The organism is Pseudomonas extremorientalis, from assembly GCF_024584605.1.
In the GTDB taxonomy this organism is placed as follows: domain Bacteria; phylum Pseudomonadota; class Gammaproteobacteria; order Pseudomonadales; family Pseudomonadaceae; genus Aquipseudomonas; species Aquipseudomonas extremorientalis.
The window spans coordinates 4810582-4836710 of record NZ_CP089519.1 but is presented as its reverse complement, the minus strand read 5'-3'; the positions used below and the strand labels follow the sequence as shown (position 1 = coordinate 4836710).

Here is a 26129-nt window from a genome sequence, read left to right as displayed (position 1 = left end):
TCTGTGCCCCGGTCGAGTGGTGCCTTTTGGGCATTGCCTATTCTCATACCCGAATTTCATCAAAAGTTGCTGAAAAGGGCTTGCTGCCTCACCTGGCATGACGCTGCGAACGAACCGTTGCGCTTTCGATCACGTCTGTGCGAATGGCTGACGGTTGCCCAACACTGTTGCGTGCATAGCTGCATAAGGTGACCGGCAGCTCTGCTATTTCCAGGAAAATGCCATCCATGGCCAGGGTGTAGCGTTCATCGTCAATATCGCCACAGGTGGTCCTGCTCGCCGAATGCACGCTGTAGTAGTAATGCTGGCTAAAACCGCTGTGCTGGTTTTCCCAGGCGATGTGATAGCGGTGCTTGATCTGCGGTGCCGGTGCGGGGTTGGTCAGGAAGACCGAATGGGTGAATACATTGCGCAGGAGTGCTTCGGTCAGCGGTTGCTCGGCCTTTTGCACGCCGAGTATGCACAGCACATGCGGCCCCAGCACTGGGCCGATGGACTGGTTGATGTACGCCTCGTCAGAGGCGGCGGCGACTTGGTAGCCGTGGGTGCGTGCGCAATCGTTGATGTCATTTACGGCCTTGAATCGGTAGAACGGTTCCTGGATCGAGAATCTCAGGTTCCAGGTTGGACGGATTATTTGGCCGGCGGCATCACGTTGTAAATGCACATACGGCTTCAGGTTCCATGGTTCGTCCAGCGTGATTTCAACGGTCTTGAGCTGGCAGGTCGGGGTGTCATTACGGAACACACCGTCTACAAAGCAGTAGTACAAGTGGTTGGCAGGATAGCTGTAGTTGAATTTGGCGGCTTCACACACCGAGTTGTTCTGACAGCTATTGAGAATGTCCTTCTGAATGGCGGACGCGACCTTGCTGATGATACTGGTGATTTCATTGGTATTCCGGTCCAGCATCGGACTGCCGGAGCTGCCTGGGCGCAGACCGTTGCAGCGGTTGCGCAAGGCGTTGGGGAACACACCGGGTTGTTCGGCAAAACTGTTGATAGTCGACTCCACGCAGGCGCTCATGCGTAGTCCCTTTTTCAGGAACCCGGTCGGCGCTCCCACATTGATCACTTCTCGATCCGACGTGTGACGTTGAGATGCCAGCCTGAGTGGCATGATCCCGTTGGCCACCAGCGCGGCCAGTGACGTATCCAGTTCGAGCACGGCTAAATCGGTGCCCGCCATGCTGCTCCAATGTGCTGTTTTGACGGCGTAGGTGACATGCCGTTCAGGTGTGTCATGAAAGTAATTGAAGGTGACATCGGCGGTGAACGCCCGGCTCAGGAGCGCCGTACCGTAGCTGAAGAACACGCAGTGCCCGCTGGTCAGCACATAAGCCGGGCCGGTGGCCTTGCCCCGGCGATCATGAGTGTCAAGCAGAACGGCATTGCAGGTCTGGCCTAAGGCGTTTTTCAGTGAACCGATGCCGGTCCATTGCGGGTAACGGTGGTGTTTATTCTCAAGTGCCATGGACGGTGACTGTTCGGTAAGTCCTTCGGCCAGGTCTCTGGCGTGGCTGGGCCAGACGATGCTGAGCAACAGGAGATACAGGAAAACGCAAGCGCTGTGAGTACGTGACATAAGGGGGCCCGACAAGGAAGTCATTGATTGGCTGAAACTACCCAATCAGGCCATGGCAAACGCCATACAGGACTATTGCGTGAGCCCTTGAGAGAAGGTGCTGATCCCAGTGATCATGGCGTCACCACCTTTTGACTGCATCGTCTCAGATATGCAGCCACGCCAGGCTGCCCAGCACCACCGCGACACCCGCCGCTGTATACGACAGGCGCTTCAACCATTCCCGCCTGGTCAGCAAGGTGATCGCCGCCAATGAAATCGCGATCTGAATCGCGGTCATCGCCTGGGCCCAGCGATGGTGCTGGTGCAGCGCCTGTTCCGACTTTTCATCCCATTGCTTTGACCTGGCCTCAAGCTTTTCGGCCTGTTTGCGCACGTCTTCCTTCTGGCTTCTGTAGCGCTCTATCTCTTCCTTGTAATGCACCGCGTCCACGCCGGGAATGTGGGTTGCCAGTTCTGCCAGGTTTTGCCGGCTGGATTTGGCCTGGTAGTAGTTCCACTGGTTGGCGGCTTCGGTCTTGAAGATGGCGGCGTTGTTCTTGTCCATTGCCGCTTCGCTTTCGGTGGAGCCGGCCTGGTAGCTGAGCATGGCGCCGAGGGTGGCCATGAGGGCGGTCATCACGGCGATGCGGCTGGCGAAGGTGTCACCACGGCCGTGGGCATGTTCGGTGGTGTGTTCGATGTGTTTTTCGTGGGGGCTGGGGACTTCGAAGGCTTCGGACATAGGGGCGTCTGTGAATGGACTGAGGGAGTCTGATTCTTCACCAGTGAAGCTGTCTCAATCCTGTACGTAACGCTGCAAACCTTCCACCAGGGCGTCGAACATCACGCGGCAGCGCGGGCTGTTGCGCAGGTCTTCGTGCATGGTCACCCAGGTGTCCAGCTTGAGTGCAAAGCCTTCTGGCAGGACCCGGCGCAGGCAGGGATCGCGCTTGGCCAGTTGGACCTGGCAGCCGCCGATACCGGCACCGGCGCGGATCAGTGCCAACTGTGCCAGGTCGCTGTCGCTGCTGAGGGCGAAGGCGCTACGCTCGAAGCCCTTGATGGCCAGGCTGCGGATAAATGCGTTTTCCTGGTCGAAACCGATCACTGAGTGGCCGGCCAGGTCCTGCATCAACAGGGGCGTGCCGTGTTGCTGCAGGTACTCGTCGCGGGCATGCAGGCCGACTTCGATCAAGCCGATGCGTCGCGCCAGCAGTTGCTCCTGGCTGGGGCGGACCATGCGCACGGCGATGTCGGCTTCCAGTTGCAACAGGTCGCTCAGGCGGTTGGTCAGCACCAGTTCGACCTTGAGGTGCGGGTGTGCCTGGCGCACTTGCGTGAGGATCGGCGGCAGCACTTCCACGCCGATCACTTCGCTGGCGGACACGCGCACCACGCCGCGCACTTCATCACCCTGGGCAGACGCTGCACGCTCAAGTGCCGCCGCTGTGCGTTCCATGGTTTCGGCGTGGGCGCGCAGGGTCCGGGCTACCGCCGTGGGCAACAAGCCGCTCGGTGAACGGGTAAACAGCACCACGCCCAGCGCCGTTTCCAGCGCGGCAATGTGCCGGCCGACCGTGGGCTGTGTAATGCCGAGTTGCCGTGCGGCTCCCGACAACGATCCTTCTCGGAATACGCCGAGGAACGACCGGTAAAGCTCCCAACCAATATTCGTTGCCATGCATAAATGTATAGCGCCTTGGCGATCTTCGACAATTCCTCTATAGCGCCGGCACGCAGAAAATGTCCCCATCAACCCCTGTGGGAGAGTGTGATGAACAAAGTATTGGTGTTGGGTGCAACCGGTGGCATTGGTGGCGAAGTTGCACGGCAGCTGCTGGCGGCGGGTTGGCAGGTGCGCGCGTTGACCCGTGATGCCGACAAGGCCCGTGGCCAGAACGCCGCATTTGACTGGCTTGAGGGTGATGCACTCAACCGCGATGACGTACTTGCTGCAGCCCGAGGCTGTGAAGTGATCGTGCACGCGGTCAACCCGCCGGGCTATCGGCACTGGGCCGAGCGGGTGCTGCCGATGATCGACAACACCATCGCGGCGGCCGTTGCGGAAGGCGCCACCATTGTGTTGCCCGGTACCGTCTACAACTTTGGGCCGGACGCGTTTCCCGTACTGCACGAAGACTCCCCTCAACACCCGCAAACCCGCAAGGGCGCGATCCGTGTGCAACTGGAGCAGCGTTTATACGAAGCTTCAGGCAACGGGGCGAGGGTGCTGATCGTGCGCGCCGGTGACTTTTTCGGCGCGCAGGCGGCCAACAGCTGGTTTTCCCAGGGCTTGGTCAAACCTGGCAACATTGTGCGCAGCATCAATTATCCGGGGGCGCCAGGTGTTGCCCATCAATGGGCGTACCTGCCCGATGTGGCGCGTACGATGGTTGAACTGCTGGAGCGCCGTGAAACCCTGCAGGCGTTCGCGCGTTTTCATATGGCGGGGCAGGTGGACACGGATGGCACACAGCTGAGCCGGGCAATCCAGCGCGTGGTGCTGCGTAGGACGGGGCAACAGCCTGTCGTCAGGATGTTCCCCTGGTGGCTGCTCAAAATAGCTTCGCCCTTTGTCGCCACCTTCCGTGAAATGCTGGAGATGCGTTACCTGTGGCAAACCCCTGTGCTGCTCGATAACACGCGGCTGGTTGCGGTATTGGGTGCTGAACCTTGCACGCCGCTGGATGAGGCGGTGGAGACGACTCTGGCCGGCATGGGGTGCCTGCGTCGGGCAGTGTGAAGTTTGGCTCGAAGGGGCCTGTAGCATCGCCCTCTACGGCACTGGCCCATGCGCGGATCCAGGTGGAAGCCTTGAGCAAGGGCTGCAATGGGTGGGCTGAGGGCGCGGATTTTCCAGAGTTACGCTTTATAGCTCCAGTTGACTGGCGTTGATGCCGAAGGCCTTGGCAATTTTTTCCCGCGTTGCACGGCGAGGTTTGTTCACCGACTCTTGTTGGGCAAATGCGGATTGGGAAATGCCCAGGCGTTTGGCAACCTCTTCCTGGGTCAGGTTCAGGTGTTCGCGCCATGCACGGATAGGGGTTGCCCCATCCACCAGGCGGCTTACCACCGCATGGGGAATCAGATTTGGATCGTTCTGCCGGGCCAGATAATGTTCATAGGGAATCACCACAAAGGCTGGCTTGCCCTCCGTATTGTGGATGATCTGTACGGCAGTAGGTTCGCTCGTCACGCTTCTTGACCTCTTCAATGCTGACCACATGGATATCGCGATCCCAATCGAAAAGGACTCGGTAATTACCCACGCGCAAGCGATAACCATGGGGGTAATTGACCAATGCCTTGACGTTGGCTGCCTCGGGCATGCGCTCAAGCGCTGACACCGCATCGCGTACCTGTTGCTGATGATACGTATGCAACCGAAGCAGTTGCTTTACGGATTTTCTAGTCCAGTGGATGGAGTTCATTGGAAGATTAATAAGTCTTTTATAAGGTTATCAAGCGATATTTTCAGACGCCGGCCAGTGGCGGTTCGCGCTGCCCTCACAAACCGTAGACGGTCGCCGCACACACCGACCGGTATAGCTGTTGCCAGTTATGAGGCACTGATATGAAGGGCCATCAACTCGGGAATCGAATCGATACAAAGTCATGGCGGTTGCCTGCATGGGACCCGCACCGCTATTGTGCTGAATCCTTTTAGTCTTTCCCTTGGGTTGTCGTGATGAATGCACCGCGTACCGCAGTCGGTCCGATCAAGGCCGTGATTTTCGATATGGACGGGTTGTTGCTGGACACGGAAGGCATCTACACAGAAGTCACGCAAATCATCGCCGAACGCTACGGTCGCATCTACGATTGGGGCATCAAGCAGCACATCATCGGGCGTGGTGCCCAGGACCTGGCGGACTACGTGGTGAAGGCGCTGGACCTGCCGATCACACCGGCTCAATTCCTGGAGATCCGCGAACCGCTGATGAGCGAGCGTTTCCCCAAGGCCTTGGGCATGCCCGGCGCCGAAGCCTTGGTGCGGCACTTGAAGGCGCACAATATCCCGATTGCCGTGGGCACCAGTTCGTCGCGCAATTCGTTTGGTCACAAGACCACCCTGCACCGCGAATGGTTTGGCCTGTTCGACACCATCGTCACCGCTGACGACCCGGAAGTGGGCGCCGCCAAACCCGCGCCAGACATCTTCCTCACCGCCGCCCGCCGCCTGGGCGTTGCGCCCGAGGATTGCCTGGTGTTCGAAGACTCACCCTTCGGCGTCACTGCTGCCAAAGCTGCCCATATGACCGCCATCGCTGTGCCGGATGAAGCCATGGCCGACAGCAAGTACCACCACGCCGACCAGATCATCCGCAAGCTCGCGGACTTTGACCTGGCGGCCTACGGCCTGCCACCTCGAACCTGATTGATCGCGGTTGAAAATGTGGGAGGGGCGGTGCGACGATTCGACTTGCCCCCTCCCACATTTGATTGGCAGTGTTCAGGAAGCCCTAGGCGCTGAAGCCTCCATCGATGGTCAAGCTTGCACCGGTGATATAGCCCGCTTCCGGTCCTGCGAGGTAAGCCACAAAACTGGCAATCTCCTCCACATGCCCATACCGCCCCACCGCCATCAACCCAATCAGACTCTCGGCAAAATCACTGTTGGCCGGGTTCATATCGGTGTCCACCGGCCCAGGTTGTACGTTGTTGATGGTGATCCCCCGTGGCCCCAGATCCCGCGCCAAGCCTTTGGTCAACCCCACCAGCGCCGCCTTGCTCATCGCATACGGGCCACCGCCACCAAACGGCATGCGTTCGGCATTGGTGCTGCCGATATTGATCACGCGGCCGCCTTCACCCATATGCCTGGCCGCTTCCTGGGTTGCGATAAAAACGCTGCGCACGTTGATCGCCAGGGTCTGGTCAAAGTCTTCCAGCTTGAAATCCTCCAGCGGCGCGATGGCCAGTACGCCGGCGTTGTTCACCAGGATATCCAGGCGCCCAAAGGCTTCGACGGTGGCGTTGACCGCATTGCGTATCGCATCGGCACTGGCGCTGTCGGCATGGATCGCCAGGGCTTTGCCGCCTTCGCTGATCACGCTGTTCTGCAGTTCTTCGGCCTTGGCGGCCGAGCTGACGTAGGTAAAGGCAACGGCTGCGCCCTGTGCGGTAAGACGTTTGACGATGGCGGCGCCGATGCCGCGAGAACCGCCTTGAATCAAGGCGACTTTGCCGCTGAGGTTTTGTGTGGTCATGTCGATCTCCAAGCTGTTCAAGGCGGGATGCCTTGTTGTTGGAACCGAGTATCGACCTCGCCAGCCCCTCCCGGTAGACCAGGATTGCTATAGTCTGTGTAAACCAAAAGTTTAGAGTGGTCGATATGGAAAGCTTTGGCAGTATCGAATGTTTCGTGCGCAGCGCCGAAGGTGGCAGCTTTGCCGAAGCGGCGCGGCACCTGAGCCTGACACCGGCGGCGGTGGGCAAAAGTGTCGCCAAGCTCGAAGCGCGTTTGGGCGTACGCCTGTTCCAGCGCAGCACTCGGCGCCTCACCCTCACTGAAGCCGGCAAGCTGTTCCTCGAAGAGGTCAGCGGCAGCCTTACCACCATCCAGAACGCCGTGGCCAACCTGGCCAGCGCTGAAGGGCGGCCGGTGGGCACGTTGAAAGTGAGCATGGGTACGGTGTTTGGCAATCGCTACGTGGTGCCGCTATTGGGCGTGTTCACGCGCCGCTTCCCGGACATCAGCCCGGACTGGCATTTCGATAACCGCCAGGTCGACTTGATCGGCCAGGGTTTCGATGCTGCCATCGGTGGTGGCTTCGAGCTGCCCCAGGGGGTGGTGGCGCGCAAGTTGACCCCGGCCCATCGCGTGCTGGTGGCGTCACCGGACTACCTGGCGCAGCGTCCCCCGGTGCGGGCGCCCGAAGACCTGGCGCATTGCCACGGGATTCTCATCCGTTCACCGCAGACCGGACGCGTGCGCTCCTGGCAATTGACCAGTACCGAGCGTGAACACCGCCCGCTGGTGCTTAGACCGAGCATGACCATGAGCGATTCCGAAGCCGCCTGCTGCGCCAGCGCCCAAGGCCTGGGCGTCGCCTTGGTGAGCATGCCTATGGCCGTGCCATTCCTGGACAGCGGTGCGGTGGTGCGGGTGCTGCCCGACTGGTACGTCGACGACGGCAACATCTCCATCTACTACGCCGAACACAAACTGCTGCCCGGCAAGACCCGCGCGTTTGTGGATTTCATCATCGAGCAATTCGCCGAGCAGCAGTTGAACCAACGCTTCAGCGCGGCCAACCGATGACTTTTTTCGCCCTTGGCGTTGCGTAAGTCCTGATCTTCGACGTCGACAACCCCAGCCGCACCAGCGACTCGGCAATGGTCACCGCCGCTGTCACCCCATCCACCACCGGCACACCGGTGCGCTGGCGAATCTGCTCATCCAGCCCGGCCATGCCGCCACAGCCCAGGCAGATCACCTCGGCCTTGTCTTCGCTGATGGCCAGTTCCGCCTGGCGCACGATGGCCTCCATCGCTGCCAGCGGGTTTTCTTCCAACTCCAGCACCGCCATGCCACTGGCGCGCACCGAGGCGCAGCGCTGGTACAGGCCGGCCAGTTTCAGGCGGTCTTCGATCAGCGGCACCGTGCGGTCCAGGGTCGTCACTACCGAGTAGGCGTGACCCAGGAACATCGCCGTGCTGGCGGCGGCTTCGGTGATGTCCACCACCGGCACGTTGAGCAATTCCTGCAAGCCTTCACGACCATGCTCGCCGTACCCGGCCTGGATCACTGCATCAAACGGCTGGTCATAGGCCATCACCCGGTCCATCACCGCGATGGCCGCCAGATAGCTTTCAAAGTTGCCCTCCACCGATTCGGCGCCGAAGTACGGCGTGAGCCCGACAATCTCGGTGCCCGGCGCAGCCACGGCGCGCGCCTGCTGGGCGATGGTTTCAGTGATGGATTCGGTGGTGTTGACGTTGACCACGAGGATACGCATGGAAGGTCCTTGATTAATGACTGACGTTATCGACGGCAATGCTTTCGCCGCTGACATCGGCGTAGAACGGCTGGCGCTTGGCGATCAGCAAGTACAACAGCCCTGCAATACCGGCGCCAAACATCCAGGAAAACGGTGACACGTTGGCAAAACCCGGTAACAAGGCCAGGAGAATGGCGATCACCGCCGCAGGAATAAACGCTGCCACCGCACGCAAATTGACTCCACGGCTGTAGTAATAAACGCCGCGCGGGTCTTCGCTGTACAACTGCGGCACGTCCACCTGGCTTTTACGGATCAACCAGTAATCGACCATGATCACCCCATACAGTGGCCCCAACAGCGCGCCCAGGCCGGACAGGAAGTACACGATCACCAGGGGGCTGTTGTAGAGGTTCCACGGCAGGATCAGCACCGCCACGGTGGCGCTGATCAACCCGGCGCGGCGGAAGTTCAGGTACTTGGGCGCCAGGTTGCTCAGCACAAAGGCCGGCGCGACAAAGTTGGCCATGATGTTCACCGCCACGGTGACGATCAGGAACGCCAGGCAGCCCAGCACCAGGAAGAAGGTATTCGGGATGGCCGCGATGATCTCGGTCGGGCTTTCGATCACTCGGCCATTGAGCTGGAATTGCCCGCCGCACAGCAGCACGGTGATCGCGGCAAACACCAGGATATTCACCGGCAGGCCCCAGAAATTACCCACCTGAATGGTCTTGCGGCACGGCGAGGAGCGGGCGAAGTCACAGAAATTGAGGATCAGCGTGCCGTAGATCGCCAGCCACAGCGCGCCGCCGGCAAAGATATTGCGCCACATCTCGCCGCCGCTCAGCGGCTCGCGGATCGACCAGGCGATGGTCCCGCCGGTCTGGAAATACATCCAACCGGCCAACGACGCCACGGTGAGTAAAATCACCGGCCCGGCGAAGCCTTCGTAGCGGCGTACCATTTCCATGCCGTAGGCCAGGATCACCAATTGCACCAGCCAGATTGCCACGAAACACACCCAGCCGAGGGACGACAGGCCCAGGATCGAATTGTGGTCGTATTGGGCAAAGCCTGGATGAATCGCCGTCAGCAACACGCGGAAAACCACCGAGGCCAGGTAGGTCTGGATACCGAACCAGGCAATCGCAATCACCGCGCGGATCAACGCCGGAATCTGCGCGCCATGAATGCCGAAGCTGATACGGCTGATCACTGGAAACGGCACACCGGTCTTTTGCCCCATATAGCCCGACAAGTTCATGAAGAAGTACACCAGCGCGGCACCGATGCCGAGAGACAACAGAATCTGCCAGCCGCCCAGGCCCAGTGCATACAAGCCAATGGCAAACGAGTAGTTGGCGATGTTGTGTACGTCATTGGTCCACAGCGCAAAGATGCTATAGCGACCCCAGCGCCGGCCTTCAACCTTGGTGGGCGCCAGGTCCTTGTTGTGCAGGCGTGGGCTCGGCACCAGAGGGCCGGGCTCGATGGCTTCGGGCTTCAGGGAGGAGGGCAGATCCAGTGCGATATTATTCGAGAGGCTTGTACGCATTCCGGCAGGCTCCAGCACATCGGCAGCCAGGCCGCAGATGGCAAAGTGTATGTAGGTTTTGTATTTATTGTATACAAAGCTTGTTTTGCCTTAAGCCACTTGCGTGCCAGTTTTTGATCTATGAAAACCTGTGGTAATTTCGTTTTTATAGGTTTATTGAATAACTAGCTGAATTTAAAGCGATATAAATTGACCGTTTGAACAGTTATTTATTTTTTGGTAGGAACCGGGCTATTTGTAAAGACAAAAGGCAGGAGGGGAGAGGTGTTACGTAATGGTGCGCAACAAGATGGATTGCACACATAAATGGCACCGATGGTTACATATGTGTGTACACGTTCAGTGGCTAACATAACTCAAATGTGGGAGGGGGCTTGCCCCCGATTGCGGAGTGTCAGTCACTATTGACCTGGCTGACCTACCGCTATCGGGGGCAAGCCCCCTTCCACATTTTTTACAGCGCAACTTCAGGCCTTGCTGATGATATTCCCCGCATGCAGCCCGCATTCCTTCTGCGTGGCCTCTTCCCACCACCAGCGACCTTCGCGCTCATGCTGGTTCGGCAGCACCGGGCGGGTGCAGGGCTCGCAGCCGATGCTGATAAAGCCGCGCTCATGCAGGCTGTTGTAAGGCAACTCCAGCATGCGGATGTAACCCCAGACTTCCTCACTGGTCATCTGCGCCAGCGGGTTGAACTTGTACAGGGTGCGTTCCGGGGTAGAGAAGGCCGTGTCGATTTCCAGCGCCGCTACCTGGCTGCGGGTGCCGGGGCTCTGGTCGCGGCGCTGGCCGGTGGCCCAGGCAGTGACGCCGGCGAGTTTACGGCGCAGCGGTTCGATCTTGCGCACGCCGCAGCATTCGCCGTGGCCGTCCTTATAGAAGCTGAACAGGCCTTTCTCTTTGACGAAGGGTTCCAGCTTGCTCTGGTCCGGCGAGATCAACTCGATATCGATCTTGTAGAACTCGCGCACCTGCTCAATGAACCGATAGGTCTCCGGGTGCAAGCGCCCGGTGTCGAGGCTGAACACCTTGACGTTCTTGTTCAGCTTCCAGGCCATGTCTACCAGCACCACGTCCTCGGCGCCGCTGAAGGAAATCCACAGGTCATCACCGAACTGGTTGAAGGCCAGCTTGAGAATGTCCTGGGCGGATTTGTTGGCATAAGTCGCGGCGAGTTCAGCGACGTCGAAGGCTTGGTTCATCAGGACGGTTCCTACAGGTCAGTGGCGCTGAGCGCTCTATAGGGGAGCGATGGTATCAAAATCCGCCCTGCGTTGCGGCGGCGAGCATGAATCGCTAGAGTTCGGCAGTCCTTTTGCTCGCTCAACCAACAACATCTATAAGGGAGTGTCTTGTGGAAATTGCCTGTCTCGACCTGGAAGGGGTACTGGTTCCGGAAATCTGGATCGCCTTCGCCGAAAAAACCGGTATTGAATCCCTGCGCGCCACCACCCGGGACATTCCCGACTACGACGTTCTGATGAAGCAGCGCCTGCGCATCCTCGACGAGCACGGGCTCAAGCTTGGCGATATCCAGGCGGTGATCGCCACCCTCAAACCGCTGGATGGCGCCGTCGAGTTCGTCAACTGGCTGCGCGAGCGCTTCCAGGTGGTGATCCTGTCCGACACCTTCTACGAATTCTCCCAGCCGCTGATGCGTCAGCTGGGTTTCCCGACCCTGCTGTGCCACCGCCTGATCACCGACGAGAGCGATCGCGTAGTCAGTTACCAACTGCGCCAGAAAGATCCGAAGCGCCAGTCGGTATTGGCCTTCAAGAGCCTGTACTACCGCGTGATCGCCGCCGGCGACTCCTACAACGACACCACCATGCTCGGCGAAGCCGACCGTGGGATTCTGTTCCACGCGCCGGAAAACGTGATTCGCGAATTCCCGCAATTCTCGGCGGTGCATACCTTTGAGGATTTGAAGAAGGAATTCATCAAGGCCTCGAATCGGTCGTTGAGCCTGTAAGGCTTTCAGCGCGGCTGATGGCCTCTTCGCAGGCAAGCCAGCTCCCACACTTGACCGAGTTCCATCATGAGAATGCAGTCAAATGTGGGAGCGGGCTTGCCCGCGAAGAGGCCAGCCCAGTCACTACAAACCGTCCAGTGTCTCCAACAACACCCGCACCTTCGTCAGCGACTCCTGGTACTCCGCCTCCCATTCCGAGTCCGCGACAATCCCGCCGCCGCCCCAGCAACAAACCTGGCCATCCTTCACCAGCAAACTGCGAATGGCGATGGAACTGTCCATCTCGCCGCGCACATCCAGGTACACCAGCGAGCCGCAGTACAACCCACGGCGAGTCGGCTCCAGCTCGTCGATGATCTGCATCGCACGGATCTTCGGCGCGCCGGTGATGGAGCCGCCGGGGAAGCTGCCGGCGATCAGGTCGAGCGCGTCCTTGCCGTCGGCCAGCTCGCCGATGACGCTGCTCACCAGGTGGTGCACGTTGGGGTAGCTTTCCAGGCTGAACAGCTCCGGCACGCTGACCGAGCCGGTGCGGCAGGTGCGCCCCAGGTCGTTGCGCAGCAGGTCGACAATCATCAGGTTTTCGGCGCGGTCTTTGGGGCTGGCCAGCAGTTCGGCGGCGTTGGCGGCGTCTTCCTCAGGCGTCAGGCTGCGTGGGCGGGTGCCTTTGATGGGGCGGGTTTCGACCTGGCGTTTGCTGATGTGCACGAAACGCTCTGGCGACAGGCTCAGCACCGCGCCGTCGTCCGGCAGGCTCTGGAACCCGGAGAACGGCGTCGGGCAGGCTTCGCGCAGGGCGCAGTAAGCGACCCATGGATCGCCGATGCACGGGGCCCGGAAACGCTGGGCAAAGTTCACTTGGTAGCAGTCGCCGGCCTGGATGTAATCCTGGATGCGCACGATAGCCTGGCGGTAGGCCTCGGCGGTGAGGTCCGGCGCCATGGGACCGTTCAACTTGAAGATTGCCGCGCTGTCGGCGACCGGCTGGCCGAACAGAGCGATCAAGCGTTGCTGCTCGCTATCGGCCAGTGTCGGATGAAACACGAGCTGGCTGGTCTGCGCCTGATGATCACTGATCAATGCCCAGGCATACAGCCCGAAGCGCGCATCCGGCAGGTGCAGGTCATCCACGGCAAGGTGCGGCATGTGCTCCAGGTGTCGGCCAAAGTCATAGCTCAGGTAACCGATCAACCCACCGGCAAACGGCAGCTCATAACCAGCAGGCAGATCCGCCTCGCCCAACTGCGTAAGATTTGCACGCAAGCGTTGCAGGAAATCACTGCCGCTTTCGTCGTGCGATACCGTCAATGTCGTTTGTGGCCACGCGCTCAACAGGTCATACCGTCCGCGCTCGGCTGCCGGTCGGCCGCTGTCCAGCAGCACTGCGCCAGGCGCATGGCGAATCGCCGCGAAATACTCGGCGGGGTTGGCCCGGTAGGGCAGCGGGTGTACGGAGCAGGTCAACATGCGGGGTGGATCAGCCATTGGCGCGGGGGAGGGGATTGTAGTCCCCCGTAGGATTTGCTCCTAGGGGGGATGTCGGGGATAGACAGATTGAAGACCTGATCAGCCTTCGACGGGGGGAATATGTCCAAACATTTCCTGCACGAACTTCACCCGTTCTTCCGGGGTTTCTGTCACGCCAGCGGCGTTCAGCGCTTCCAACCGTGCTTCCACCGCATGGGTGCGCAGGGTCAGGCCGCAGTCATTGGCAATCTGGATATTCAGCCCAGGCCGCGCATTCAGTTCCAGGATCAACGGGCCTTTTTCCTGGTCCAGCACCATGTCCACGCCGATATAGCCCAGCCCGCACAGCTCATAGCAGCCGGCGGCGAGCTTCATGAAACCGTCCCAGTTGGGCAGCTGCACGCCATCCACCGCATTGGTGGTGTCGGGGTGTTTGGTAATGATGTTGTTCAGCCAGGTGCCGCGCAGGGTCAGGCCGGTGGCGAGGTCCACGCCGACGCCAATTGCACCCTGGTGCAGGTTGGCCTTGCCGCCCGACTGGCGGGTCGGCAAGCGCAGCATCGCCATCACCGGGTAGCCCATCAGCACGATGATACGAATGTCCGGCACGCCTTCATAGCTGATGCTCTTGAAGATCTGGTCGGGCACCACACGGTATTCGATCAACGCACGATCACGGTGGCCGCCCAGGGAATACAGGCCAGTGAGGATGCTGGAAATCTGATGCTCGATCTCTTCATGGCTGATGATCTTGCCCGACACCGTGCGATAGCGCCCTTCAAAGCGGTCGGCGACCACCAGGATGCCGTCCCCGCCGGCGCCCTGGGCCGGCTTGATCACGAAGTCGCTGCGCCCGCCGATGATCTCGTCGAGCTTGTCGATTTCTTTCTCGGTGCTGATCACCCCGTACATTTCCGGTACATGGATGCCGGCCGCCAGCGCGCGCTCCTTGGTGATGATCTTGTCATCCACGATCGGGTACAGGCTGCGCTTGTTGTACTTGAGCACGTAGTCGGCGTTACGCCGGTTGATGCCCATGATCCCGCGCGCTTCCAGGGCTTTCCAGGTCTTCCAGAAACCGAACATTACCGGTCAGCCTTCAAGAACGCCTTGAAACGCACCAGCTCGGTCAGGCGGTAACCGCGATAACGCCCCATGGCCAGCATGAACCCCACCAGGATCAGCAGGATCGCCGGGAAGGTGAACACGAAGTAGATCAGCTCCGGCACGCTCATGATCAGGTGCGCCAGGGACGCCGCGAACAGCGTACCAATCGCCACCTTCAGCGCATGGTTGGCGCCGCGTTCCTCCCAGGTGATGGACAGGCGTTCGATGGTCATGGTCAGGATCACCATGGGGAACAGCGCCACCGACAACCCGCGCTCCAGCCCCAGCTTATGGCTGAACAGGCTGATGGCCGCAATCAGCACCACGACGAAGGTCAGCACCACCGACAACCTTGGCAGCATCTGCAATTTCAGGTGTTCCAGGTACGACCTGAGGGACAGTCCCAGCGCCGTGATAATCGTAAACAGCACAATCCCGAAGCCCAGCTGCGTCTCGCGGAACGCCAGGGCGATCAGCACCGGGGTGAACGTGCCGAGTGTCTGCAGGCCGATCAGGTTGCGCAGGATAAGGATCACCAGCACGCCAATCGGGATCATCACCATGATCATGAAGGTCTGCTGGGTTTGCAGCGGCAGGCCGTACAGCGAGTATTCGAGGAAGTTGGCGTCGGTGTTCTCGTCGGTCAGCTTGGCCAGGCGAATCGCGTTCATCTCGCTGTTGTTCAGGCTGAAGGTCACCATGGCCTTCTTGCCGCCCTCGACGGTGATCAGGTTTTCATCACCGGTCCACCACAGCAGGCGGTCGGCGGGCAGGCCCTGTTCGCCGGTTTCCGGGTTGAAGTACAACCAGTCATTGCCGTTGAAGCTGCGCAACCACAGTTCCGGGGTTTGCGGCTGGTCGGCGACCAGGCGGATGGTGTGGACCTTTTCCACCGGCACGTGGGCGATGGACAGCAGCAGTTCGACGATCTTGGCCTTGTGTGGCGTCGAAGGGTCGCCCGCCAGCAGCAGTTTCACATTGTCGTCGTTGAGGTTGTTGGTGCGCTTGATCGCTTCGGTGATAAACGTCTCGACGTCGGCCGAGTGCTGGCGGATCGGCGCCAGCAGGGCTTCGGCGGCAATCTTTTCCGGGCCTTCCACGGCGATGCTGTCACGGAAGGTGGGGCCTTTGACCTTGACCTTCTCGCCGCTGTAGCGCTTGGTCAGCACCAGGCGGTAGTACAGGGTCTGGTTACCCTTGGCGCGGCGCGCCGACCAGGTGACCTTGCGGTTGCCGTCGATGCGGTTGACGCTCACCCCGTAGTTATTCGAGATGAAGCTTTCGTTGAGGCTGACGAAGTCGCGGCTCAGGGGCGGCACGAACATCTGGATCTTCACCGGGTCTTTCGGGTTGGCGACGAACTCGACCTTGGCGTCGATGTTCCACAAGTCGTCGGTGGCGTCCTCGGTGACGGGGATCCCCAGCACGAAGATCTGATAAGCGGTGACCGAAATACCCAAAACCACCAGGATGGTGATCAGGATCTTCAGGTGCAGGGTCAGAGAGCGCATTCGGTTTACTCGGCGGTATGAGCGTCGGCGGCGCAGGCGGGTTTGCCTGCTGCGTATTTAAGACTGGGGTCGACCAGCGCATCAAAGCGTTTCAGCGCTTCGGAGCCGATCAGCAGCGGGTATTGGAATGCGCTGCGGTCAGTCAAGTTCACTTCGATGCTGCGTAAAGCAGTGCCCATGCAGATATCCAGGGCAATCACCGGACGGGCGGTGTAGTTCTTGTCCTCATCGGGGTCGTAGTCACCGGCGCGGCGCTTGATCTTGCTGACGCGGGCCAGGGGACGCTCGATGGGATGGGAATGGGCGGTGTCGATGGCCAGGTAGAAGCGCACCCAGGATTCGCCGTTGCGCTTGAAGCGCTTGATATCACGGGCACTGAGCGAGGCGGTCTTGGCACCGGTATCCAGTTTGGCGGCGACTTCCAGGTCGATACCGGCCAACTGGGCGTATTCGTTGAGGCCATACACGGTCTTCTCGGCGGCAGCGCCGAGGCTGGGTGCGGTCAACAGGCACATCAATAGAAGGAAGGGTTTGAGTCTCATAGATCCCGAGGCGGCAGTGCGATGTTCAATTCAAGGCGACTGGCATTGCTGCGCAAACTCCCTCGTACGCCGTTTCATCCAATGATGTCAGGCAAAAGTGCCGGGCATTCTAACATGATGCTTTTTTGGCGCCAGCGCTGGCAGGCGGCCATGCCCTGCTAGGGTGCAACCCTGGTTATTAGACGATTGTCGACAATGTGTATTTATTCTTTGACTATCCTGGGCTGATTGGCTAGTTTTTGCGGCATAGCTTTAAAAGGTGTCGACAATATGCTGGATCAGCTGGAATCCCCAGTGGTGGCGCAAGACGATTCACAGACCATGTCCGAGAACGTCTTCCGGCGTATCCAGGCCGCCATCGTCAAGGGCGAGATCGCCCCGGGCAGCAAGATCTCCGAGCCGGAGCTGGCGCGCACCTACGGCATCAGCCGTGGCCCGCTGCGTGAGGCGATCCACCGCCTGGAAGGCCAGCGCCTGCTGGTGCGCGTGCCCCACGTCGGCGCGCGGGTGGTGTCGTTGAGCCACGACGAACTGATCGAACTCTATGAAATCCGCGAATCCCTCGAAGGCATGGCTTGTCGCCTGGCCGCCGAGCGCATGACCGACGCGGAAATCGAAGAATTGCGCCAAGTGCTGCACACCCACGAGCGCGACGAAGCCTTCCAGGCCGGCCTGGGCTATTACCAGCAGGAGGGCGACTTCGACTTCCATTACCGGATCATCCAGGGCGCCGGCAACCGCACCCTGACCCAGATGCTCTGCGGCGAGCTGTACCAATTGGTGCGTATGTACCGCATCCAGTTTTCCGCCACCCCCAATCGTCCGCGCCAGGCCTTTGCCGAGCACCACCGCATTCTCGACGCGATTGCCGATCGCGACGGTGAACTGGCCGAACTGTTGATGCGCCGGCATATCGGCGCATCCAAACGCAATATTGCCCGTCACTTCCCGGACGGCACTCCCCCATCACGAGGTGAATGATGAGTTCCAATAACAAGACGACTCCCGGCCAGCGTTTCCGTGACGCGGTCGCCAGTGAACACCCGCTGCAGGTGGTCGGTGCGATCAACGCCAACCACGCACTGCTGGCCAAGCGCGCCGGGTTCAAGGCGATCTACCTGTCGGGTGGCGGGGTGGCGGCTGGCTCCCTCGGTGTGCCGGACCTGGGCATCACCGGCCTGGACGATGTGCTGACCGACGTACGCCGCATCACCGACGTGTGCGACCTGCCGCTGCTGGTGGACGTGGACACCGGCTTCGGCTCCTCGGCATTCAATGTGGCGCGCACCGTCAAGTCGATGATCAAGTTCGGCGCGGCCGCCATCCATATCGAAGATCAGGTCGGCGCCAAGCGTTGCGGTCATCGCCCGAACAAGGAAATCGTGTCCCAGCAGGAAATGGTCGACCGTATCAAGGCCGCCGTGGATGCGCGCACCGATGACAGCTTCGTGATCATGGCGCGTACCGATGCGCTGGCGGTCGAAGGCCTGGAGTCCGCGCTGGAACGTGCCGCCGCCTGCATCGAGGCCGGCGCCGACATGGTGTTCCCGGAAGCCATCACCGAGCTGGAGATGTACAAACTGTTCGCCTCCCGCGTGAAAGCGCCGATCCTTGCCAACATCACCGAGTTCGGCGCCACGCCGCTGTACACCACCGAACAGTTGAAATCTGCCGATGTTTCCATCGTGCTGTACCCGCTTTCGGCCTTCCGCGCCATGAACAAGGCCGCCGAGAATGTCTATACCGCGATCCGTCGCGACGGTACCCAACAGAACGTGATCGACACCATGCAGACCCGCATGGAGCTTTACGATCGCATCGACTACCACACCTTCGAGCAGAAGCTCGACGCGCTGTTTGCCGCGAAAAAATAACCCGGCGCACTCCCAAATAAATTCAAGATTGGAGAACAGACATGGCTGAAGCAAAAGTATTGAGTGGTGCCGGCCTGCGTGGCCAGGTGGCTGGGCAGACCGCACTGTCCACCGTGGGCCAGGCGGGTGCCGGCCTGACCTATCGCGGCTACGACGTGCGCGAACTGGCCGCCGATGCGCAATTTGAAGAAGTCGCCTACCTGCTGCTGTACGGCGAGTTGCCGACCAAGACCGAGCTGGCCGCCTACAGCGCCAGGCTGGGCAAGCTGCGCGACCTGCCGCAAGCGCTGAAGGAAGTGTTGGAGCGTATCCCCGCCGACGCACACCCGATGGACGTGATGCGCACCGGTTGCTCGTTCCTGGGCAATATCGAGCCGGAAAAAGACTTCAGCGTGCAGCGCGACGTTACCGACCGCCTGCTCGCCGCGTTCCCGGCAATCATGTGCTACTGGTATCGCTTCAGCCACGACGGCAAGCGCATCGACTGCGTGACCGACGAGCCGAGCATCGGCGGCCACTTCCTGCACCTGCTGCACGGCAAGAAGCCCAGCGAGTTGCACGTCAAGGTGATGAACGTGTCGCTGATCCTCTACGCGGAACACGAATTCAACGCCTCGACGTTCACCGCCCGGGTGTGTGCCTCGACCCTGTCCGACCTGTATTCCTGCGTCACCGCCGCCATCGGCTCGCTGCGCGGCCCGCTGCACGGCGGCGCCAACGAAGCGGCGATGGAAATGATCGAGCGTTTCTCGTCCGCTGAAGAGGCGGTCGAAGGCACCCTCGGCATGCTGGCGCGCAAGGACAAGATCATGGGCTTTGGCCACGCGATCTACAAAGACAGCGACCCGCGTAATGAAGTGATCAAGGGCTGGTCGAAAAAACTTGCGGACGAGTTGGGCGACAAGGTGCTGTTCCCGGTCTCCGAAGCCATCGACAAGACCATGTGGGAACAGAAGAAGCTGTTCCCCAACGCTGACTTCTACCATGCCTCGGCGTACCACTTCATGGGCATCCCGACCAAGCTGTTCACCCCGATCTTCGTGTGCTCGCGCCTGACGGGCTGGGCGGCGCATGTGTTCGAACAGCGCGCCAACAACCGCATCATCCGTCCAAGCGCCGAATACACCGGCGTCGAGCAGCGCAAGTTCGTGCCAATCGAACGTCGCTGAATGGGAATGCCGACGATCCCGAATTGTTAACCGGATCAAATGTGGGAGGGGGCTTGCCCCCGATTGCTGTCTGTCAGTTGATGCAGCGGGCACTGACCCACCGCTATCGGGGCAAGCCCCCTCCCACATTGTGACCGCATTTCAATTCTGGATCGGTGCAGGTCCTCCCTTTGTTATCACCGTGACCGAGTCCTGACGATGAACACTGAATTCCGCAAACCGCTTCCCGGCAGCCGCCTGGATTTCTTCGACGCCCGTGCGGCTGTCGAGGCAATCACCCCTGGCGCCTACGCCACCTTGCCTTACACCTCCCGCGTCCTTGCGGAAAACCTGGTGCGCCGCTGCGACCCAGCCACCCTCAATGCTTCCTTGAGCCAACTGATCGAACGCAAGCGCGACCTCGACTTCCCATGGTTCCCGGCGCGTGTGGTGTGCCACGACATCCTCGGCCAGACCGCTCTGGTCGACCTCGCCGGCCTGCGTGACGCCATCGCCCTGCAAGGCGGTGACCCGGCCCAGGTCAACCCGGTAGTGCCGACCCAACTGATCGTCGACCACTCCCTGGCCGTCGAAGCCGGTGGTTTTGACCCGGACGCGTTCGAAAAAAACCGCGCCATCGAAGACCGTCGCAACGAAGACCGTTTCCACTTCATCGAGTGGACCAAGAAGGCCTTCAAGAACGTCGATGTAATCCCGCCCGGCAACGGCATCATGCACCAGATCAACCTGGAGAAAATGTCCCCGGTGATCCAGGTGCGCGACGGCGTGGCCTTCCCCGATACCTGCGTCGGCACCGACAGCCACACCCCGCACGTGGATGCCCTGGGCGTGATCGCCATCGGTGTCGGCGGCCTGGAAGCCGAGAGCGTGATGCTCGGTCGCGCCTCGTGGATGCGCCTGCCGGAAAGCGTCGGCGTCGAATTGACCGGCAAGCTGCAACCGGGCATCACCGCCACCGACATGGTGCTGGCGCTGACCGAGTTCCTGCGTAAACAGAAAGTGGTTGGCGCCTGGCTGGAGTTCTTCGGCGAAGGTGCTTCGGCACTCACGCTTGGCGACCGTGCAACCATCTCCAACATGGCCCCGGAATACGGCGCGACTGCGGCGATGTTCTACATCGACCAACAGACCATCGCCTACCTGAAGCTCACCGGCCGCGAAGACGAACAAGTCACGCTGGTGGAGCAGTACGCTCGCCACACCGGCCTGTGGGCCGATGACCTCAAGGGCGCGCAGTACGAGCGAGGGCTGACCTTCGATCTGTCCAGCGTCGTGCGCAACATGGCCGGCCCGAGCAACCCCCATGCTCGCGTTGCCACCAGCGATCTGGCGTCCAAGGGTATTTCCGGCCAGTGGGACGAAGTGCCAGGCCAAATGCCTGACGGCGCAGTGATCATCGCCGCCATCACCAGTTGCACCAACACCAGCAACCCGCGCAACGTGATCGCCGCCGGCCTGCTGGCACGCAACGCCAACAAGCTTGGGTTGACCCGCAAGCCGTGGGTCAAATCGTCCCTGGCACCCGGCTCGAAAACCGTGGCGATGTACCTGGAAGAAGCCGGCCTGGGCCATGAGCTGGAAAAACTCGGCTTCGGTGTGGTGGCGTTTGCCTGCACCACCTGCAACGGCATGTCCGGCGCACTCGATCCGGTGATCCAGCAGGAAATCATCGACCGCGACCTGTACGCCACCGCCGTGCTCTCGGGCAACCGTAACTTCGACGGGCGTATTCACCCCTACGCCAAGCAAGCGTTTCTCGCGTCGCCGCCGCTGGTGGTCGCGTATGCGATTGCCGGCACCATCCGCTTCGACATCGAGAAAGACGTGCTTGGCCTCGACGCGAATGGCAAGGAAATCCGCCTGCAAGATATTTGGCCGAGCGACGAAGAGATCGACGCAGTGGTCAAGGCCTCGGTCAAGCCGGAGCAGTTCCGCCAGGTCTACATCCCGATGTTCGCCCTCCACGAGGACACTGGCCCGAAAGTCGCGCCGCTGTACGAATGGCGTCCGCAAAGCACCTATATCCGCCGCCCACCTTACTGGGAAGGCGCGCTGGCCGGTGCCCGTCCGCTCAAGGGCATGCGCCCGCTGGCGGTGCTGCCGGACAACATCACCACCGACCACCTGTCGCCCTCCAACGCGATCATGCTCGACAGCGCCGCCGGCGAATACCTGGCGAAAATGGGCCTGCCGGAAGTCGACTTCAACTCCTACGCGACGCACCGGGGCGATCACTTGACCGCGCAGCGCGCCACCTTCGCCAACCCGAAACTGTTCAACGAAATGGTGGTGGAAAACGGCAAGGTCAAGCAGGGTTCCCTGGCGCGCATCGAGCCGGAAGGCCAGGTCACGCGGATGTGGGAGGCCATCGAAACGTACATGGAGCGCAAGCAACCGCTGATCATCATTGCCGGCGCGGACTACGGCCAGGGCTCGTCTCGCGACTGGGCGGCCAAGGGCGTGCGGCTGGCCGGTGTGGAGGCGATTGCCGCCGAAGGTTTCGAGCGCATCCACCGCACCAACCTGGTGGGCATGGGCGTGTTGCCGCTGGAGTTCCTGCCGGGCACCGACCGCCACACCCTGAAGATCGATGGCAGCGAGACCTATGATGTGGTCGGCGCGCGTACTCCGCGGGCGCAGTTGACCCTGGTGATCAACCGCAAGAATGGCGAACGTGTCGAGGTGCCGGTGACCTGCCGCCTCGACACCGCCGAAGAAGTGTCGATCTACGAGGCGGGCGGCGTGTTGCAACGCTTTGCCCAGGACTTCCTGGAATCGGCGGCGACGGCTTGAGGGGACACCATGGCACACGTAGCGCAAATCAAGATCCCCGCCACCTACATGCGTGGCGGCACCAGCAAGGGCGTGTTTTTCAGCCTCACAGACCTGCCCGAATCGGCGCAGGTGCCGGGCGCCGCACGCGATGCCTTGCTATTGCGGGTGATCGGCAGCCCCGACCCCTACGACAAGCAAATCGACGGCATGGGCGGCGCCACCTCGAGCACCAGCAAGACCGTGATCCTGGCCAAAAGCACCCGCGCCGATCACGACGTGGATTACCTGTTCGGCCAGGTCTCCATCGACAAACCCTTCGTTGATTGGAGCGGCAACTGCGGCAACCTGTCGGCGGCGGTCGGTTCCTTTGCCATCAGCGCCGGCCTGGTCGATCCGGCACGCCTGCCCCACAACGGCGTGGCTGTGGTGCGTATCTGGCAAGCCAACATCGGCAAGACCATCATTGCCCACGTGCCGATCACTGACGGCGCGGTGCAGGAAACTGGTGACTTCGAACTGGATGGCGTGACCTTTCCGGCCGCCGAAGTGCAGTTGGAGTTCATGGACCCGGCGGCGGAAGAAGAGGGCGGCGGTGGTTCGATGTTCCCCACCGGCAACCTGGTGGACGACCTGGAAGTGCCTGGCGTCGGCACCTTCAAGGCGACGCTGATCAACGCCGGTATCCCGACCATCTTCATCAACGCCGAAGACCTCGGCTACACCGGCACCGAGCTGCAAGGCGCGATCAACAGCGACCCGAAAGCCCTGGCAATGTTCGAGACCGTGCGGGCTTATGGCGCGTTGCGCATGGGCCTGATCCAGCACCTGGACGAAGCCGCCCAACGCCAACACACGCCGAAGGTGGCGTTTGTGGCCAAGCCGGCCGACTACGTGGCGTCCAGTGGCAAGGCGATCAAGGCGGGTGATGTGGACCTGCTGGTGCGTGCGCTGTCCATGGGCAAATTGCACCACGCGATGATGGGCACGGCGGCGGTGGCGATCGGCACGGCGGCGGCGATTTCCGGCACCCTGGTCAACCTCGCGGCCGGTGGTGTGGAGCGCAATGCCGTGCGCTTCGGGCACCCGTCCGGCACCTTGCGCGTCGGCGCAGAGGCCACCCAGGTGAACGGCGAATGGGTGGTGAAGAAAGCCATCATGAGCCGCAGCGCCCGAGTGTTGATGGAAGGTTTCGTACGCGTGCCCGGCGACGCTTTCTAACAACCCACACTGTCCCCAGTGTGGGAGGGGGCTTGCCCCCTCCCACATTGGATTTTCATACCCCCAAGCAGGCGGCCAGACCTGCGATGGAGCGATCAACCGTGATCCTGAGGACTAACCCAACCTTTTAGGAGTACTGCCATGAGCGCCAACGTCGACCAGAACAACCGTCCCGACTACGACCAGGTCCTGCAGGACATCGCCGATTATGTCCTCACTTACCGGATCGACTCTCAGGATGCATTGGACACCGCCCGCAACTGCCTGATGGACACCTTGGGTTGCGGCCTGCTGGCCCTGCGTTTCCCGGAGTGCACCAAGCACCTGGGGCCGATGGTCGAGGGCACGGTGGTGCCGTTTGGCGCTCGTGTACCGGGCACTTCGTTCCGGCTGGATCCGGTCAAGGCGGCGTGGGACATCGGCTGCATCGTACGTTGGCTCGACTACAACGACACCTGGCTCGCCGCCGAGTGGGGGCACCCCTCGGATAACCTCGGCGGCATCCTCGCTGTGGCCGACCACTTGTCGCAAAAGCGCATCGCCAACGGTGAGGCACCGCTGACCCTGCGCGCGGTGCTGGAAGCAATGATCATGGCCCACGAAATCCAGGGCGTGATTGCCCTGGAAAACTCGTTCAACCGCGTCGGCCTCGACCATGTGCTGTTGGTGAAAGTCGCTTCAACGGCGGTGACGGCCAAACTGATGGGGGCCAACCGTGAACAGCTGCTGGCGGCCCTGTCCCATGCGTTTGTCGATGGGCAGGCATTGCGCACGTATCGGCATGCACCGAATGCCGGTTCGCGCAAATCCTGGGCGGCGGGAGATGCCTCCAGCCGGGGCGTGCGTCTGGCGGATATCGCGATGCGCGGCGAGATGGGCATCCCTGGCGTGTTGAGCGCGCCGCAGTGGGGGTTCTATGACGTACTGTTCAGCCACACCAACAAGGACCTGGTGCTCAAGCCGCAGGACAAGCGCGGGTTCAGCCTGTCCCAGCCCTACGGCACCTATGTGATGGAAAACGTGCTGTTCAAGATCAGCTTCCCCGCCGAGTTCCATGCGCAAACGGCCTGCGAAGCGGCGGTGACCTTGCATCCGTTGGTCAAGGATCGCCTGCAGGAAATCGAGCGTATCGTGATCACCACCCATGAATCGGCGATTCGCATCATCTCCAAGGTCGGGCAACTGGCCAACGCCGCTGACCGTGACCACTGCCTGCAATACATGACCGCCGTGCCGCTGGCGTTCGGCAATCTGGTGGCCGAGCAGTACGAAGACGAATTCCACGCCGCCCATTCGATCATCGATGAGCTGCGGGATAAAATGGTCATCGTCGAGGATCCGCGCTATAGCCGCGAATACCTGGAGGCGGACAAGCGTTCCATCGCCAACGCGGTGCAGGTGTTCTTCAAGGACGGCAGCAGCACCGAGCAGGTGGCGGTGGAGTACCCGATCGGCCATCGCCGGCGCCGGGTGGAGGGCATCCCGTTGCTGGAGGACAAGTTCAAGGCCAACCTGGCCACACGGTTTACCGCGCAGCGCAGTGCCGAGATTTTTGCGCTGTGCAAGGATCAGGCGCGGCTAGAGGCGACACCGGTAAACCGGTTTGTGGATCTGTTCGTGATCTAGCAGACACCGCGTATTCACCGGTGCAAATCCAATGAATGTGGGAGGGGGCCTCCCACAGTTGACCGTGTTCATTCGAATCGCAGTATGACTCTGCGGTTGTGTTTGCTCTTCTTCTCGATCTTCTCGCAGAACACCCGGCCGATTTCTTCGGTGTTGAGCACATGGGTGCCGCCGCACGGTTGGATATCGATACCGGCGATTTCAATCACCCGCACCGCCCCCTGGACCACCGGTGGCGCCACCGCCTGGGTGCGGGTGATCTGCAGCAGGGTGGCGTACTCGGTGGCTGGCATCGACAGGGTTTTCACCGGGTGGGCCTGCTCGATCAGCGCGTTGAGGTCGCGGGTGATGCTGTCTTTGTCGAGGGTCATTTCCGGCAGGTCGAAGTCCAGGCGGCCTTTGTCTGCACTGATGCTGCATCCTGTGACCGGCGCGTCGATGATCGAGCACAACAGGTGCAGGCAGGTGTGCATCTTCATGTGCTGGTAGCGCCGGTCCCAGTCGAGGCCAGCGTCCACCTGCACCCCGGCGGTCAATTGTTCGGGGCGGTGTTCCACCTGGTGCCAGATGATCGAGCGCTGCACCGGGTCGCGCACTGTGCCGGTCACTTCGACCCGCGTACCGTCCGCCAGGGTGAGGTGCCCCGTGTCGCCTGGCTGCCCGCCCCCGGTGGGGTAGAACAACGTGTGCTCCAGGGCGACGCCGTGTTCGCTGACGGCAATCACTCGGGCGCTGAAGGCGTTCTGGTAGGGTGCGCTGTCGAACAGCGCCAGGGTTTCCATGGTGTGCACGGACATGT

General features: G+C 61.1%; 23 protein-coding genes and 1 pseudogene. 10 read left to right on the top strand and 14 right to left on the bottom strand.

From position 1 onward, the window contains the following. Window positions 1–88: 88 nt before the first annotated feature. The 3 genes from LUU92_RS21680 to LUU92_RS21670 form a co-directional block, all read right to left on the bottom strand. Window positions 89–1585 carry a trypsin-like serine peptidase gene (locus LUU92_RS21680; RefSeq protein ID WP_257102631.1) on the bottom strand — a complete coding sequence of 499 codons (1497 nt, stop codon included), beginning with the start codon at window positions 1583–1585 and terminating at the stop codon, window positions 89–91. A 145-nt stretch (window positions 1586–1730) separates the two neighbouring features. Further along, entirely contained in the window at window positions 1731–2309 is a 579-nt protein-coding gene (locus LUU92_RS21675) for a DUF4337 domain-containing protein (protein WP_257102630.1), read from the bottom strand. 54 nt (window positions 2310–2363) lie between these two features. After that, window positions 2364–3248 (bottom strand): LysR family transcriptional regulator, encoded by an 885-nt coding sequence (locus LUU92_RS21670; RefSeq protein ID WP_257102629.1) that lies wholly within the window; start codon window positions 3246–3248, stop codon window positions 2364–2366. 93 nt (window positions 3249–3341) lie between these two features. On the opposite strand from LUU92_RS21670, the gene LUU92_RS21665 reads away from it, so the two are divergent. Beyond that, entirely contained in the window at window positions 3342–4310 is a 969-nt protein-coding gene (locus tag LUU92_RS21665) for an NAD(P)H-binding protein (protein ID WP_222540264.1), read from the top strand. A gap of 126 nt (window positions 4311–4436) precedes the next feature. Here the strand turns inward: LUU92_RS21665 and LUU92_RS21660 are convergent, their stop codons facing one another. After that, on the bottom strand, window positions 4437–4793 hold the full coding sequence (locus LUU92_RS21660) for a type II toxin-antitoxin system RelB family anti-toxin (RefSeq protein WP_071491428.1): 357 nt from the start codon (window positions 4791–4793) through the stop codon (window positions 4437–4439). Continuing rightward, window positions 4747–4998: pseudogene (locus tag LUU92_RS21655) on the bottom strand (type II toxin-antitoxin system RelE family toxin); the annotation flags it as partial. The gene LUU92_RS21660 and the pseudogene LUU92_RS21655, both read right to left, overlap by 47 nt. 257 nt (window positions 4999–5255) lie before the next feature. Between LUU92_RS21655 and LUU92_RS21650 the strand changes: the two are divergent. Next, the gene (locus LUU92_RS21650) at window positions 5256–5945 is read left to right on the top strand and encodes an HAD-IA family hydrolase (RefSeq protein WP_071491427.1); all 690 of its coding nucleotides are present in this window, start codon (window positions 5256–5258) and stop codon (window positions 5943–5945) included. An 85-nt stretch (window positions 5946–6030) separates the two neighbouring features. Here the strand turns inward: LUU92_RS21650 and LUU92_RS21645 are convergent, their stop codons facing one another. Beyond that, window positions 6031–6777: a 3-oxoacyl-ACP reductase family protein gene (locus LUU92_RS21645; RefSeq protein ID WP_257102628.1), complete on the bottom strand. Its 747-nt coding sequence runs from the start codon at window positions 6775–6777 to the stop codon at window positions 6031–6033. Window positions 6778–6902: 125 nt separating this feature from the next. Between LUU92_RS21645 and LUU92_RS21640 the strand changes: the two genes are divergently transcribed. After that, window positions 6903–7832, top strand: coding sequence for a LysR family transcriptional regulator (locus LUU92_RS21640; protein ID WP_257102627.1), 930 nt, complete (start codon window positions 6903–6905; stop codon window positions 7830–7832). On the opposite strand, the gene LUU92_RS21635 is transcribed toward LUU92_RS21640, so the two are convergent. The 3 genes from LUU92_RS21635 to LUU92_RS21625 all read right to left on the bottom strand — a co-directional run bounded on the left by LUU92_RS21635 (window position 7813) and on the right by LUU92_RS21625 (window position 11271). Next, on the bottom strand, window positions 7813–8529 hold the full coding sequence (locus tag LUU92_RS21635) for an aspartate/glutamate racemase family protein (protein ID WP_071491425.1): 717 nt from the start codon (window positions 8527–8529) through the stop codon (window positions 7813–7815). The two genes, LUU92_RS21640 and LUU92_RS21635, sit on opposite strands and share 20 nt — an antisense overlap. A 13-nt stretch (window positions 8530–8542) precedes the next feature. Then, on the bottom strand, window positions 8543–10069 hold the full coding sequence (locus tag LUU92_RS21630) for an NCS1 family nucleobase:cation symporter-1 (RefSeq protein ID WP_257102626.1): 1527 nt from the start codon (window positions 10067–10069) through the stop codon (window positions 8543–8545). A gap of 467 nt (window positions 10070–10536) precedes the next feature. Further along, window positions 10537–11271 (bottom strand): phosphoadenylyl-sulfate reductase, encoded by a 735-nt coding sequence (locus LUU92_RS21625; protein WP_071491423.1) that lies wholly within the window; start codon window positions 11269–11271, stop codon window positions 10537–10539. Window positions 11272–11423: 152 nt separating this feature from the next. Here LUU92_RS21625 and thrH point away from each other — a divergent pair, with 152 nt between their 5' ends. Then, window positions 11424–12041: a bifunctional phosphoserine phosphatase/homoserine phosphotransferase ThrH gene (gene thrH / locus LUU92_RS21620; protein ID WP_257102625.1), complete on the top strand. Its 618-nt coding sequence runs from the start codon at window positions 11424–11426 to the stop codon at window positions 12039–12041. Window positions 12042–12164: 123 nt separating this feature from the next. Here thrH and pabB read toward each other — a convergent pair whose 3' ends face one another. The 4 genes from pabB to rloA all read right to left on the bottom strand — a co-directional run bounded on the left by pabB (window position 12165) and on the right by rloA (window position 16668). Beyond that, window positions 12165–13508 (bottom strand): aminodeoxychorismate synthase component I, encoded by a 1344-nt coding sequence (pabB, locus tag LUU92_RS21615; RefSeq protein WP_257102624.1) that lies wholly within the window; start codon window positions 13506–13508, stop codon window positions 12165–12167. Window positions 13509–13607: 99 nt separating this feature from the next. Beyond that, on the bottom strand, window positions 13608–14594 hold the full coding sequence (locus LUU92_RS21610; RefSeq protein WP_071491420.1) for an alpha-L-glutamate ligase-like protein: 987 nt from the start codon (window positions 14592–14594) through the stop codon (window positions 13608–13610). Then, the gene (gene rloB / locus LUU92_RS21605) at window positions 14594–16126 is read right to left on the bottom strand and encodes an osmotic stress tolerance membrane protein RloB (RefSeq protein ID WP_071491419.1); all 1533 of its coding nucleotides are present in this window, start codon (window positions 16124–16126) and stop codon (window positions 14594–14596) included. The genes LUU92_RS21610 and rloB overlap by 1 nt, the downstream gene beginning before the upstream one ends. A gap of 5 nt (window positions 16127–16131) precedes the next feature. Then, window positions 16132–16668, bottom strand: coding sequence for a retropepsin-like aspartic peptidase RloA (gene rloA, locus LUU92_RS21600; RefSeq protein WP_058427391.1), 537 nt, complete (start codon window positions 16666–16668; stop codon window positions 16132–16134). 270 nt (window positions 16669–16938) lie between these two features. Here rloA and LUU92_RS21595 point away from each other — a divergent pair, with 270 nt between their 5' ends. The 6 genes from LUU92_RS21595 to prpD all read left to right on the top strand — a co-directional run bounded on the left by LUU92_RS21595 (window position 16939) and on the right by prpD (window position 25330). Beyond that, window positions 16939–17649 (top strand): GntR family transcriptional regulator, encoded by a 711-nt coding sequence (locus tag LUU92_RS21595; RefSeq protein ID WP_058427390.1) that lies wholly within the window; start codon window positions 16939–16941, stop codon window positions 17647–17649. Further along, complete coding sequence (prpB, locus tag LUU92_RS21590; protein ID WP_021491517.1) at window positions 17649–18542, top strand: methylisocitrate lyase; 894 nt, start codon at window positions 17649–17651, stop codon at window positions 18540–18542. The genes LUU92_RS21595 and prpB overlap by 1 nt, the downstream gene beginning before the upstream one ends. A gap of 41 nt (window positions 18543–18583) precedes the next feature. Next, a complete protein-coding gene (gene prpC / locus LUU92_RS21585) occupies window positions 18584–19711 on the top strand; it encodes a bifunctional 2-methylcitrate synthase/citrate synthase (protein ID WP_257102623.1) in 1128 nt (375 codons plus the stop codon). Between the two features lie 198 nt (window positions 19712–19909). Then, window positions 19910–22504 (top strand): Fe/S-dependent 2-methylisocitrate dehydratase AcnD, encoded by a 2595-nt coding sequence (gene acnD, locus LUU92_RS21580; RefSeq protein WP_257102622.1) that lies wholly within the window; start codon window positions 19910–19912, stop codon window positions 22502–22504. Between the two features lie 9 nt (window positions 22505–22513). Next, window positions 22514–23704 carry a 2-methylaconitate cis-trans isomerase PrpF gene (gene prpF, locus LUU92_RS21575; RefSeq protein WP_093128081.1) on the top strand — a complete coding sequence of 397 codons (1191 nt, stop codon included), beginning with the start codon at window positions 22514–22516 and terminating at the stop codon, window positions 23702–23704. A 141-nt stretch (window positions 23705–23845) separates the two neighbouring features. Next, window positions 23846–25330 (top strand): 2-methylcitrate dehydratase, encoded by a 1485-nt coding sequence (gene prpD / locus LUU92_RS21570; RefSeq protein WP_257102621.1) that lies wholly within the window; start codon window positions 23846–23848, stop codon window positions 25328–25330. Between the two features lie 68 nt (window positions 25331–25398). On the opposite strand, the gene LUU92_RS21565 is transcribed toward prpD, so the two are convergent. Further along, window positions 25399–26127 (bottom strand): alanyl-tRNA editing protein, encoded by a 729-nt coding sequence (locus LUU92_RS21565; RefSeq protein ID WP_257102620.1) that lies wholly within the window; start codon window positions 26125–26127, stop codon window positions 25399–25401. Window positions 26128–26129 lie beyond the last annotated feature (2 nt).

What these genes read in the sequence shown, in the direction of transcription:
- LUU92_RS21625 (WP_071491423.1), bottom strand. Translation starts at nt 11,271, where the DNA reads ATGAACCAAGCCTTCGACGTCGCTGAACTCGCCGCGACTTATGCCAAC.
- LUU92_RS21595 (WP_058427390.1), top strand. Translation starts at nt 16,939, where the DNA reads ATGCTGGATCAGCTGGAATCCCCAGTGGTGGCGCAAGACGATTCACAG.
- LUU92_RS21670 (WP_257102629.1), bottom strand. Translation starts at nt 3,248, where the DNA reads ATGGCAACGAATATTGGTTGGGAGCTTTACCGGTCGTTCCTCGGCGTA.
- LUU92_RS21680 (WP_257102631.1), bottom strand. Translation starts at nt 1,585, where the DNA reads ATGTCACGTACTCACAGCGCTTGCGTTTTCCTGTATCTCCTGTTGCTC.
- LUU92_RS21565 (WP_257102620.1), bottom strand. Translation starts at nt 26,127, where the DNA reads ATGTCCGTGCACACCATGGAAACCCTGGCGCTGTTCGACAGCGCACCC.
- pabB (WP_257102624.1), bottom strand. Translation starts at nt 13,508, where the DNA reads ATGTTGACCTGCTCCGTACACCCGCTGCCCTACCGGGCCAACCCCGCC.
- rloB (WP_071491419.1), bottom strand. Translation starts at nt 16,126, where the DNA reads ATGCGCTCTCTGACCCTGCACCTGAAGATCCTGATCACCATCCTGGTG.
- rloA (WP_058427391.1), bottom strand. Translation starts at nt 16,668, where the DNA reads ATGAGACTCAAACCCTTCCTTCTATTGATGTGCCTGTTGACCGCACCC.
- prpB (WP_021491517.1), top strand. Translation starts at nt 17,649, where the DNA reads ATGAGTTCCAATAACAAGACGACTCCCGGCCAGCGTTTCCGTGACGCG.
- LUU92_RS21675 (WP_257102630.1), bottom strand. Translation starts at nt 2,309, where the DNA reads ATGTCCGAAGCCTTCGAAGTCCCCAGCCCCCACGAAAAACACATCGAA.
- LUU92_RS21665 (WP_222540264.1), top strand. Translation starts at nt 3,342, where the DNA reads ATGAACAAAGTATTGGTGTTGGGTGCAACCGGTGGCATTGGTGGCGAA.
- LUU92_RS21650 (WP_071491427.1), top strand. Translation starts at nt 5,256, where the DNA reads ATGAATGCACCGCGTACCGCAGTCGGTCCGATCAAGGCCGTGATTTTC.
- acnD (WP_257102622.1), top strand. Translation starts at nt 19,910, where the DNA reads ATGAACACTGAATTCCGCAAACCGCTTCCCGGCAGCCGCCTGGATTTC.
- LUU92_RS21610 (WP_071491420.1), bottom strand. Translation starts at nt 14,594, where the DNA reads ATGTTCGGTTTCTGGAAGACCTGGAAAGCCCTGGAAGCGCGCGGGATC.
- LUU92_RS21630 (WP_257102626.1), bottom strand. Translation starts at nt 10,069, where the DNA reads ATGCGTACAAGCCTCTCGAATAATATCGCACTGGATCTGCCCTCCTCC.
- prpF (WP_093128081.1), top strand. Translation starts at nt 22,514, where the DNA reads ATGGCACACGTAGCGCAAATCAAGATCCCCGCCACCTACATGCGTGGC.
- LUU92_RS21635 (WP_071491425.1), bottom strand. Translation starts at nt 8,529, where the DNA reads ATGCGTATCCTCGTGGTCAACGTCAACACCACCGAATCCATCACTGAA.
- LUU92_RS21640 (WP_257102627.1), top strand. Translation starts at nt 6,903, where the DNA reads ATGGAAAGCTTTGGCAGTATCGAATGTTTCGTGCGCAGCGCCGAAGGT.
- LUU92_RS21645 (WP_257102628.1), bottom strand. Translation starts at nt 6,777, where the DNA reads ATGACCACACAAAACCTCAGCGGCAAAGTCGCCTTGATTCAAGGCGGT.
- prpD (WP_257102621.1), top strand. Translation starts at nt 23,846, where the DNA reads ATGAGCGCCAACGTCGACCAGAACAACCGTCCCGACTACGACCAGGTC.
- prpC (WP_257102623.1), top strand. Translation starts at nt 18,584, where the DNA reads ATGGCTGAAGCAAAAGTATTGAGTGGTGCCGGCCTGCGTGGCCAGGTG.
- LUU92_RS21660 (WP_071491428.1), bottom strand. Translation starts at nt 4,793, where the DNA reads ATGTGGTCAGCATTGAAGAGGTCAAGAAGCGTGACGAGCGAACCTACT.